We start from the raw sequence: 10,999 nt of genomic DNA on the forward strand, positions 1-10,999 counted from the left end.
GGGCCGGGGTCACGTCTCCCCCCGGACGGCGAAGCGGACCAGGGCCACCGAGCCGACGAAGCCGAGCAGGGAGAGCACCACCAGCACGGGCAGCGTGGTGGCGTGCCGGTTGATCGCGGCCTCCGCGCCGACCGCGCCGAGCATCGTGGAGAGCAGCAGGTCGGCGGCGATCACCCGGTCCAGCAGGGACGGCCCCCGGTAGATCCGGGCCAGCGCCAGCAGTGCGGTCACCGACAGCAGCAGGGTGAGCACGGTGGCCAGGGTCACGATCATGCGTTACCTCCGGTCAACGGATCGGTGGTGAGCAGGCGCAGCTCGGCGGCGGAGCCGAGCGCGCGGACGACGCGTTCCTCCACGGCGAGGACCCGCGCCCGGCTGTCGATCAGGTCCTGCGGCCGCCGCACGTCGAGGACGTGCACGTACAGCACGCCGCCGTCCCGGTCGACCTCGAGGATCAGGGTGCCGGGGACCAGGGAGAGCAGCTCGGCGGTGAGCGCCAGGTTCAGGTCCGTACGCACCTGCAGGCGTACCCCGATGATCGCCCCACGCGGCCGGTAGCCGGGCCGTACGGCGATCGCGGCGACGTGCACACTGGCGCTGACCAGCTCGGCGACGAACGTCGCCAGCAGTACCAGCAGCGCCCTCGGTCGCAGCCGGCCGCCGAAGGTGACCGGCGGCAGCGGGAAGAACAGCAGTACGGCGATGCCGACCAGCGCGCCGCCGAGCAGGTTGCCCCAGGTGAACTCGCCCCAGAGCAGGTTCCAGACCAGGACCAGCCAGCCGAGGGCGATCGCCTGGTCGCGGCGGCGGTGGCCGGCCCGCCTCGGGGACGGGTGCCCCGCCGTGTCGGGGGCGGTCACGGGGCGCCGCCGGGCAGGACGGCTCGCACGTACGGGGTGCGCAGCCGCAGGTCGGCCGCGGCGTCGGCGGTGACGCGGAACAGCGGGCCGGCGGCGAGCGTGAACGTCAGCCCCAGCACCACCAGGGCGGCGGTGGCGCCCACCATCAGATGGGGCAGCCGGACCACCGGCTCGGCGGTGGCCAGCCGGGGCGCGCGCCAGAACGCGATGTTCCACACCCGGGAGGCGGCGTAGAGGGTGAGCAGGCTGGTCGCCGTGCCGGCGGCGACCAGCGTCCAGGGCAGCGGCCCGCCGACCGCCACGCCGGCCTGGAGCAGGCCGACCTTGCCGAGGAAGCCGGAGAAGGGCGGGATGCCGGCGAGGTTCATCGCCGGGACGAAGAAGAGCACCGCCAGCAGCGGGGCGATCCGGGCCAGGCCGCCCAGCCGGCGCAGGTCGGTGCTGCCGGCGCGCTCCTCGACCAGCCCGGCGACGAGGAAGAGCGTGGTCTGGATGGTGATGTGGTGCACCACGTAGAAGATCGCGCCGGAGAGCGCGGCGGCGGTGCTCAGCGCCACCCCGAAGATCATGTAACCGATGTGACTGAGCAGGGTGAACGAGAAGAGCCGCTTCATGTCCGACTGCGCCACCGCGCCGAGCACGCCGACCACCATGGTCAGCCCGGCCACCACCATGAGCAGGTCGGAGACCTGCCCGCCGGGGAAGAGCAGCGTCTCGGTGCGGATGATCGCATAGACGCCGACCTTGGTGAGCAGGCCGGCGAAGACCGCGGTCACCGGGGCCGGCGCGGTGGGGTAGCTGTCCGGCAGCCAGGCCGAGACCGGGAAGACCGCCGCCTTGATGCCGAAGGCCAGCAGCAGCATCAACTGCAGCCCCATCCGTACGCCGTCGGGCAGCGCGTCGAGCCGGGTGGCGAGCTGGGCCAGGTTGAGGGTGCCGGTGGCGGCGTAGACCAGGCCGACCGCGACCAGGAAGATCATCGAGGAGAGGATGCCGACCACCACGTACGTCGAGCCGGTGCGGATCCGGGCCTCGGTGCCGCCCAGCGTGATCAGCACGAAGCTCGCCGCGAGCAGCATCTCGAAGCCGACGAAGAGGTTGAACAGGTCACCGGCCAGGAAGGCGTTGGTGATGCCGGCGGTCAGCACCAGGTAGGTCGGGTGGTAGATGCTCACCGGCGCGGACTCGCTGGTCTCGCTCCGGCCCTGGCCGATGGAGTAGAACAGCACGCACAGGATCACCGCCGAGGAGACCACCAGCATCAGCGCGGCGAGCTGGTCGGCGACCAGCACGATCCCCACCGGCGCGGGCCACCCGCCCACCTGCGTCACCACCGGCCCGTGCCGGTACGCCTGGACCAGCAGCGCGACCGCGACGACCAGGTTGCCGCTGAGCGCGACCACGCTGACGGTCCGCTGCGCCCGGGGCAGGTTGGCCAGGATCAGCGTCAGCGCGGCGCCGAGCAGCGGCACCACCACCGGCAGCGGCAGGAGTTGTCTCACCGGCGATCACCCGGCCCGTGCAGCCGGCGCCGGGCAGGCTCCGGGTCCACCTGCTCCGGGTCGTCGTCCGGGCCCTCCCCGCCGAGGTCGGCCTCGGGCACCTCGTTGCGCTCGGCGAGCTGCACGATCTGGCGGTCCTCCAGGTCGTCCTGCACCTCGTCGTCGCCGCCGAGATACCAGCTCCGGTACGCGACCGAGGCCAGGAACGCGGTCAGCCCGAAGGTGATCACGATGGCGGTGAGCACCATGGCCTGGGTCAGCGGATCACTGAACTCCTCGACCGCAGCGGTGCCCACCACCGGCGCCGCGCCGGACCGCCCGCCGAGCAGGATGAGCAGGTTCACCCCGTTGCCGAGCAGGATGACGCCGAGCAGGATCCGGGTCAGGCTGCGCTCCAGCAGCAGGATCACCCCGGTGGCCGCGAGCACGCCTACGGCGAGCACCAGCACCAGGGTCGGCCCCGCACCGCCCTGCCTCACCCCGGCTCCCCCTCCTCCTGCACGACCAGCCCCCGCTCGGACCGGCCGGACGCCTCGATGTGCCGGTCCACCTCGGCGCCGAGGCTGCGCAGGATGTCCAGCACCAGCCCCACCACGACCAGGTAGACGCCGACGTCGAAGAAGAGCGAGGTGACCACGTACGGCTCGCCCAGCCAGGGCAGCGGCAGGTCGATCTTGGCGCTCTCCAGCACGTCTCCGGTGGTCAGCAGGGACACCACGCCGCCACCGACGGAGATCGCCAGCCCGGCGCCGAGCACCGTGCCCGCGCCGACCGGGGCGCCCTCGGCCAGTTCGTACCGGCCGCCGGCGAGGTAGCGCAGGGCCAACGCGAGGCTCGCCACCAGCCCGCCGGCGAAGCCGCCGCCCGGGGCGTTGTGACCGGAGAAGAGCAGGAAGAACGAGAAGAGCACCACGGTGTGGAAGACCAGCCGGGTGACCACCTCGAAGACGATCGCGCGGCGCCGCTCCTGCAGCGTCGGGCCGCCGCTGAGCCAGACCGGCCGGGCGTCGCGCCGGGGCGCCCCCGACGGTTCGCCCCGGCGCGGGCGGGGGCCGGTGCGGGACCGCTCGAAGATCAGGCTGGCCACCCCGGTCGCGGCCACCACCAGCACCGACATCTCGCCCAGGGTGTCCCAGGCCCGGATGTCCACCAGGGTCACGTTGACCACGTTGCGGCCGTACCCCTCGACGACCGCGAGGTCGGGAAAGGCCGCGGAGATCGGCACGGCGGTCCGGGAGCCGGCGGCGGCCAGAGCGAGGCCGGCGAGGACCACCCCGACGCCGACGCCGATCCCCCGGCGGGCCCACCGGCTGCGGCGCAGCGGCCGGGCGGAGAAACGCTCCGGCAGCCGGCGCAGCACCAGCACGAAGACGGCGATGGTCGCCGTCTCGACCAGGAACTGGGTCAGCGCCAGATCGGGCGCGCCGTACAGCACGAAGATCATCGCGGTGCCGTAGCCGGTCACCCCGACCAGCAGCATCGCGGTCAGCCGCCGGCGGGCGCCGACCGCGAGCAGCGCCGCTACCGCGATGACCGCGGTGACCACCAGCTGCAACGGGCTGTCCCAGAGGGCGATCCGCGCGCGCCACGGGCGGGCGACCAGCAGCGTCGCGCCGGGCACGAGCACCAGCGCGAGCAGCACGGTGCCCAGGTACTGCGGCAGGGAACCCCGCTGGGTGGCGCCGGTGACCTCGATGGCGAGCCGGTCGAAGCGGCGGGTGACCCACTCGTACCCCTGGTTGCCGCCCACCGGCGAGCGGAGCCGGGTCAGCACCGGCGCGAGCGGACCGCGCACCGCGTGCAGCGCGAAGCCGCCGGCCAGCACCAGCGCCGACAGGCCCAGTGCCGGGGTCAGGCCGTGCCAGAGCGCCAGGTGCTCGTGCGGCGTCCCGAACAGCTCCGCGTACGGGCGCAGCGGCCGGTCCAGCGCGGCCACCGCAGGGCCGGCGACCAGGCCACCGACGGCGAGCAGCGCCGGCGGCAGCAGCATCGCCAGGGGCGCCCGGTCGACCTCGGTCGGTTCGGTGTCCGGGCGGGTGGCGAAGGCGCCCCAGAGGAAACGGATGCTGTACGCGACGGTGAGGGTGGTGCCGACGACCAGCCCGGCGAGGACGACCGGCCACTCGGCCAGCGCGGTGAAGACCGCCTCCTTGCCGACGAAGCCGAGCAGCGGCGGCACCCCCGCCATGGAGGCGGCGGCGAGCGCGGCGACGGCGGTCAGCACCGGCGCCCGCCGGCCCAGCCCGGACAGCTCCCGCAGGTCGCGGGTGCCGGCCTCGTGGTCGACGATGCCGACGACGAGGAAGAGCGCCGCCTTGAACAGGGCGTGCGCCAGCAGCATCACCACCCCGGCGAGCGCGGCGTCGGGGCTGCCGGCACCCATCACCACCACCAGCAGGCCGAGCTGGCTGACCGTGCCGTACGCCAGCAGCAGCTTCAGGTCGCACTGCCGCAACGCCGCCCAGCCCCCGGCGATCATCGTGACCAGGCCCAGGGTGAGCACCACCGGCCGCCACGGTCCGACGTGGGCGAGCACCGGGGCGAGCAGCCCGATCAGGTAGACGCCCGCCTTCACCATGGCCGCCGCGTGCAGGTACGCGCTGACCGGGGTGGGCGCGGCCATCGCCACCGGCAGCCAGGCGTTGAACGGCACGATCGCCGACTTGGCGAGCGCGCCGGTGAGGATCAGCAGCACCGCGGTGACCAGCGTCGCCCCGCCCGGCAGCGGCGCGGCGGCGATCTCCGACCAGCGGTAGCTGCCGGCGTGCCCGCCGAGGATCAGGAAGCCGACCAGCATGGCCAGGCCGCCCAGGGTGGTGACGGTCAGCGCCTGCGCCGCCGCCCAGCGGCTGGAGCGCCGCTCGGTGCTGTGGCCGATCAGCAGGTAGGAGAAGACGGTGGTCAGCTCCCAGAAGACGTAGAGCAGCAGCAGGTCGTCGGCGAGGACCAGGCCGAGCATCGCGCCGGCGAAGGCGACCAGCACCGCGACGAACCGGGCCAGCCCGGCGGAGTCGGCCGCGAAGTACCGGCCGCAGTACACCAGCACCAGCGCGCCGACGCCGCCGACCAGCAGGGTCATCAGCCAGGAGAGCGTGGTCAGCCGCAGCGCCACGTCGAGGTCGAGCTGGTCGATCCACCGGTACGTTTCGACGACGGCGCCGCCGTCGCGGACCGCCGGGGTACGGGTCAGCGCCCAGCCGAACGCGGCGGCCGGTGCCAGCGCGAGCGGGTAGCAGGCGCGCGGGCCCCACCGCCGGACCAGTAGCGGCGCGGCGAGGGCCGCCGCCAGGTGGAGGAGCAGCAGTACGAGCACGCGTCCTCCCCGGTCGAGCTGGCGGCGCGCGCCGGGCGGGAATGTCCCGGTCTGCACCGATCAGACGCCAGATCGGCGAGCGACGTGCCGTTTTCCGGAAATCACCCGCTGCGGCCCGTTCGCGGGCGGGGTGGCGGGCACCCCGGATGGCCCTGTCGAGCTGATGTCATGGATGACTCAGCGGTGGCCGCGGCGGGTCGCGGCGGCCGGACACATGCACCTCCGTGAGCGGTATGCCTGTCAGGAATATTTATGCCTCTCAGGCATATCGCTCACGAGCCCATCCGCCTCGCCGCGCTCTCACTCGCCGGCGGGCACCGGTCGGGAAATCTTCCGCCGCCAGGCGGCCCCGTTGCGCAACCGGGCGGCCGTGACCCGGCTGAACCCGTACGGGCACTCGGCCGGCTGTCGGCCATCACGTCCGTGCAGCCCGTGGTCCCGGCTGCCGGGGCCGGTCCGCGGGGCGACCGCGGCACGGACGAGCCCGGCGCCGGCACGGGCGGGTCGGGCGGTGCCGGTCAGCGCAGGGCGACGTCCCCGGCCGGCACGGCGGCCTCCCGGGCCGGGCGGCGGGTCTCGACCAGCAGGTCGGGACGGCCGAGCTGGACGACGACCTTGTTGACCACGCGCTGGGCGGCGGCGAGCGAGCGCACCGAGAGCAGGTTGCCCCGGCTCTCCCGGCGCAGGACGAAGTAGTGGACCGCGGCGCGCACCTGGCCCCGGTCGGCGGCGCTGGCCTGGGCGGTGGAGACGACCAGCTCGCGCAGGGAGCGGGCGAGGCGCTCGGCGAGCTCCAGCTCGGGGCCGCGCAGACTGCCCCGCACGGCCGCCAGGTGACTGTCTACCTTGCGGATCAGCACGTCGGTGGCGGGCGTGAAGCCGTGCTCCTCGACGGTCATCCGATCCCCTCCACCCGACGCTGCGTTGCGAGTGAAGTTACTTTATGTTGCGTGTCGCAAGCAAGCAGTTAGTTAAGACGTAACACCCATCCGAGCCGTAACCCGTCGCAGCGGGACAGACCGCGTCCGCGCCCCGCCGGTTGTCGCACCGGCGGGGCAGGATGGATGGCGTGACAGAGCAGGTGGGCGGGGCCGACGGCGCACGGGTGATGGCCGGCTTCGGCGCGGCGACCCGGGAGTGGTTCACGGCCGCATTCGCCGCGCCCACCCCGGCGCAGACGGGCGCCTGGCAGTCGGTCGCCGCCGGGCGCAACGCGCTGGTCGTCGCGCCGACCGGCTCCGGCAAGACGCTCGCCGCCTTCCTCTGGTCGCTGGACCGGCTGGCCAAGGAGCCGCCGCCCGCCGAGGCGCGGCAGCGCTGCCGGGTGCTCTACGTCAGCCCCCTCAAGGCGCTCGCGGTCGACGTCGAGCGCAACCTGCGCGGCCCGCTCGCCGGCATCCGGCAGGCGGCCACCCGGCTCGGCATCGCGCCTCCGGAGATCACCGTCGGGATGCGTACCGGCGACACCCCCGCCGACGAGCGGCGGGCCTTCGCGCGCACCCCGCCGGACATCCTCATCACCACGCCCGAGTCGCTGTTCCTGCTGCTCACCTCCGCCGCCCGGGATTCGCTGCGCGGCGTCGAGACGGTCATCGTCGACGAGGTGCACGCGGTCGCCGGCACCAAGCGCGGCGCACACCTCGCGCTCTCCCTGGAACGGCTCGACGAGCTGCTGGACGCCCCGGCGCAGCGGATCGGCCTCTCCGCCACGGTCCGGCCGATCGACGCCTGCGCCCGGTTCCTCGGCGGCGCCCGCCCGGTCGACGTGGTGCAGCCGGCCAGCGCCAAGACCATCGAGGTCAGCGTGCAGGTCCCGGTGGAGGACATGACCCGCCTCGACGAGCAGGAGCAGCCGGAGGACGACCTGGGCGGCCCGGGGCCGCGCCGGGCGTCGATCTGGCCGGCCGTCGAGGAACGGGTCTTCTCGCTGATCCGCGCGCACCGCTCGACCATCGTCTTCACCAACTCCCGGCGCAGCGCCGAGCGGCTCTGCGCCCGGCTCAACGAGCTCGCCGCCGAGGAGCTGGCCGCCGCGAGCGCCCCGGACGGCACGCCGCAGGCGGAGGGCAGGCCGGTCGGGTCCCACCGGCCGCCGGCCGAGGTGACGGCCCAGTCGGGCGAGGCAGCCGGCGCGCCGGCGGTGATCGCCCGTGCGCACCACGGCAGCGTCTCCCGCGAGGAGCGCAAGCACATCGAGGAGGCACTCAAGTCGGGTCAGCTTCCCGCCGTGGTGGCCACCTCCAGCCTGGAGCTCGGCATCGACATGGGCGCGGTCGACCTGGTGGTGCAGATCGAGGCGCCGCCGAGCGTCGCGGCCGGGCTGCAACGGGTCGGCCGGGCCGGGCACCAGGTCGGCGCGGTCTCCCGGGGCGTGGTCTTCCCCAAGCACCGCGGCGACCTGCTCTCCTGCACCGTGGTCGCCGAGCGGATGGCCGAGGGGGCCATCGAGGAGCTGCACTACCCGCGCAACCCGCTGGACGTACTGGCCCAGCAGGTCGTCGCGATGGTGGCCCTGGAGCCGTGGCGGGTCGGCGACCTCGCCGTGCTGGTCCGCCGGGCCGCCCCCTTCGCCGAGCTGCCCGACTCCGCACTGCACGCCGTGCTCGACATGCTCTCCGGGCGCTACCCGTCCACCGCCTTCGCCGAGCTGCGTCCCCGGCTGGTCTGGGACCGCGCCGCCGACGTGCTCACCGGCCGGCCCGGCGCCCAGCGGCTGGCGGTGACCAGCGGCGGCACCATCCCCGACCGGGGGCTGTTCGGGGTCTTCCTGGCCGGCGCGGAACGCGCCGCCCGGGTCGGCGAGCTGGATGAGGAAATGGTCTACGAGTCGCGGGTCGGCGACGTCTTCCTGCTCGGCTCCTCCTCCTGGCGGATCGAGGAGATCACCCCCGACCGGGTGCTGGTCTCCCCCGCCCCCGGGCAGGCCGCCCGGATGCCGTTCTGGAAGGGCGACCAGCTCGGCCGGCCGGTGGAGCTGGGTCGCGCCATCGGCGCCCGGGTCCGGGCCCTGCTGCGGCAGAGCGACGAGACCGCGATCGCCGCGCTGCGCGCCGGCGGGCTGGACGACTGGGCCGCCGGCAACCTGATGGCGTACCTGCGCGAGCAGAAGGCCGCGACCCGCTCGTTGCCGGACGACCGCACGGTGGTGGTCGAACGGTTCCGCGACGAGCTGGGCGACTGGCGGCTCGCCGTGCACAGCGTGCTCGGCGCCCGGGTCAACGGGCCGTGGGCGCTGGCGATCGGCCGCCGGCTGGCCGAACGCTACGGGGTCGACGCCCAGGTCATGCCCTCGGACGACGGCATCGTGGTGCGGCTGCCCGACACCGCCGAGGAGCCGCCCGGCGCCGACGTGGTGGTCTTCGAGCCCGACGAGATTGCCCAGCTGGTCGAGGAGTCCGTGGGCACCTCGGCGCTCTTCGCCTCCCGGTTCCGCGAGTGCGCCGCCCGGTCGCTGCTGCTGCCCCGCCGCGACCCGCGCCGCCGCCAGCCGCTCTGGCAGCAGCGGCAGCGCGCCGCGCAACTGCTCGACGTCGCCCGGGAGTACGCCGACTTCCCGGTCACCCTGGAGGCCGCCCGGGAATGCCTGCAGGACGTCTTCGACCAGCCGGCCCTGGCCGAGCTGATGCGCGACCTGACCGCCCGCAAGGTGCGCCTGGTCGAGGTGGAGACCGACCGGCCGTCGCCGTTCGCCCGCTCGCTGCTCTTCGGGTACGTCGGCGCCTTCCTCTACGAGGGCGACGCCCCGCTGGCCGAACGCCGGGCCGCCGCGCTCGCGCTGGACTCCGCCCTGCTCGGTGAGCTGCTCGGCCGGGTCGACCTGCGCGAGCTGCTGGACCCGGCGGTGCTCGCCGAGACCGAACGCCAGCTGCGCTGGTTGACCGACCAGCGCCGGCCGCGCGACGCGGAGGACGTCGTCGAGCTGCTCCGGGTGGTCGGCGACCTCTCCGAGGCGGAGCTGGCCGAGCGGGGCGCTCCGCTGCCGTGGCTGAGCGAGCTGGAGGCCGCCCGCCGGGTGCTGCGGGTCCGCGTCGCCGGCGAGGAACGCTGGGTGGTGGTCGAGGATGCCGCCCGGCTGCGCGACGCGCTCGGCGTGGCGCTGCCGGTCGGGGTGGCCGAGGCGTACCTGGCGCCGGTGGCCGATCCGCTCGGCGACCTGGTGGCCCGGTACGCCCGCACCCACGGGCCGTTCGCGGCGGCCACCTGTGCCGCCCGCTTCGGCCTCGGGGTGTTCGTGGTGGAGCAGGCGCTGCGCCGGCTCGCCGCCACCGGGCGGGTCGTCTCCGGCGAGTTCGCCCCGGACACCGTCGGCACCCAGTGGTGCGACGCCGAGGTGCTGCGGCTGCTGCGCCGGCGCAGCCTGGCCGCGCTGCGCCGGGAGATCGAGCCGGTGCCGCCCCGGGCCCTCGCGGCGTTCCTGCCCCGCTGGCAGCAGGTCGGCTCGTCGGCGCGGGGGGTGGAGGCGCTGGCCGCCACCATCGAGCAGGTGCAGGGGGCGGCGGTGCCGGCGTCCGCGCTGGAACGGCTGGTGCTGCCCGCCCGGGTCGCCGACTACTCCCCGGCCCAGCTCGACGAGCTCTGCGCCAGTGGCGAGGTGCTCTGGGCCGGAGCCGGGGCGATCTCCGGCGGCGACGGCTGGGTCACCCTCGCGTACGCCGACGCCGCGCCGTTGCTGCTGTCGCCGCCGGACGAGGCGCTGAGCCTCACCCCGCTGCACGAGGCGGTCCTCGACGCGCTCGCCGACGGGCAGGCGCTCTTCTTCCGGTCGCTGTCCGACCGGGTGGGCGCCACCGACGACGCGGCGCTGACCGGCGTCATCTGGGACCTGGTCTGGGCCGGTCACCTCACCAACGACACCCTCGCCCCGCTGCGGGCCGTGCTCGGCGGCGGCGGGGCGCACCGGTCCCGGCCGTCCGCGCCGCGCACCCGCTACCGCCGTCCGGGCCGGGTGGCGCTGCCCACCCGCGGTGGGCCGCCGACCGTGGCCGGCCGCTGGTCCCGGCTGCCGGAGCGGGACACCGACCCGACCCGCCGCTCCGCGGCGCTGGCCGACCTGCTGCTGGAGCGGCACGGGGTGGTGACCCGGGGCGCGGTGGTGGCCGAGCAGGTGGTCGGCGGCTTCGCCGCGGTCTATCCGGTGCTCTCCGCGCTGGAGGAGCGCGGCGCCGCCCGGCGCGGCTACTTCGTCGAGGGGCTGGGCGCGGCCCAGTTCGCCGTGCCCGGGGCGGTGGACCGCATCCGGGCGCTGGCCGACCCGGCCGACGGGGGGCGGGGCTGACCGGAGAACGCCGCTCGGCCGACCGGCCGGTGCCGCTCCGTCACCGCAT

The 10,999-nt window shown here is 75.0% G+C and carries 6 protein-coding genes and 1 pseudogene; 1 reads left to right on the forward strand and 6 read right to left on the reverse strand.

What is annotated here, in order from left to right; translation table 11 throughout:
- Nucleotides 1–9: 9 nt before the first annotated feature.
- The 6 genes from ACSNN7_RS13985 to ACSNN7_RS14010 form a co-directional block, all read right to left on the reverse strand.
- Complete coding sequence (locus ACSNN7_RS13985; RefSeq protein WP_436681173.1) at nucleotides 10–273, reverse strand: monovalent cation/H+ antiporter complex subunit F; 264 nt, start codon at nucleotides 271–273, stop codon at nucleotides 10–12.
- Nucleotides 270–860, reverse strand: coding sequence for a Na+/H+ antiporter subunit E (locus tag ACSNN7_RS13990; RefSeq protein ID WP_436681174.1), 591 nt, complete (start codon nucleotides 858–860; stop codon nucleotides 270–272). The genes ACSNN7_RS13985 and ACSNN7_RS13990 overlap by 4 nt, the downstream gene beginning before the upstream one ends.
- Complete coding sequence (locus ACSNN7_RS13995; RefSeq protein ID WP_436681175.1) at nucleotides 857–2,362, reverse strand: Na+/H+ antiporter subunit D; 1,506 nt, start codon at nucleotides 2,360–2,362, stop codon at nucleotides 857–859. The genes ACSNN7_RS13990 and ACSNN7_RS13995 overlap by 4 nt, the downstream gene beginning before the upstream one ends.
- Nucleotides 2,359–2,841 carry a Na(+)/H(+) antiporter subunit C gene (locus ACSNN7_RS14000; protein WP_436681176.1) on the reverse strand — a complete coding sequence of 161 codons (483 nt, stop codon included), beginning with the start codon at nucleotides 2,839–2,841 and terminating at the stop codon, nucleotides 2,359–2,361. Before ACSNN7_RS14000 ends, ACSNN7_RS13995 begins: the two co-directional genes overlap by 4 nt.
- Nucleotides 2,838–5,675, reverse strand: a complete 2,838-nt coding sequence (locus tag ACSNN7_RS14005) for a Na+/H+ antiporter subunit A (protein WP_436681177.1) — start codon at nucleotides 5,673–5,675, stop codon at nucleotides 2,838–2,840. The genes ACSNN7_RS14000 and ACSNN7_RS14005 overlap by 4 nt, the downstream gene beginning before the upstream one ends.
- Nucleotides 5,676–6,193: 518 nt before the next feature.
- A complete protein-coding gene (locus ACSNN7_RS14010; protein ID WP_436681178.1) occupies nucleotides 6,194–6,574 on the reverse strand; it encodes a hypothetical protein in 381 nt (126 codons plus the stop codon).
- A 161-nt stretch (nucleotides 6,575–6,735) separates the two neighbouring features.
- Between ACSNN7_RS14010 and ACSNN7_RS14015 the strand changes: the two are divergent.
- A pseudogene (locus tag ACSNN7_RS14015) lies at nucleotides 6,736–10,944 on the forward strand (ATP-dependent helicase); the annotation flags it as partial.
- Nucleotides 10,945–10,999: the final 55 nt, after the last annotated feature.

The organism is Micromonospora sp. URMC 105, from assembly GCF_051386295.1.
In the GTDB taxonomy this organism is placed as follows: Bacteria; Actinomycetota; Actinomycetes; order Mycobacteriales; family Micromonosporaceae; genus Micromonospora.

Excerpts from the sequence above, each read along its gene's own strand:
- ACSNN7_RS13985 (WP_436681173.1), bottom strand. The coding sequence starts at position 273 with ATGATCGTGACCCTGGCCACCGTGCTCACCCTGCTGCTGTCGGTGACC.
- ACSNN7_RS14010 (WP_436681178.1), bottom strand. The coding sequence starts at position 6,574 with ATGACCGTCGAGGAGCACGGCTTCACGCCCGCCACCGACGTGCTGATC.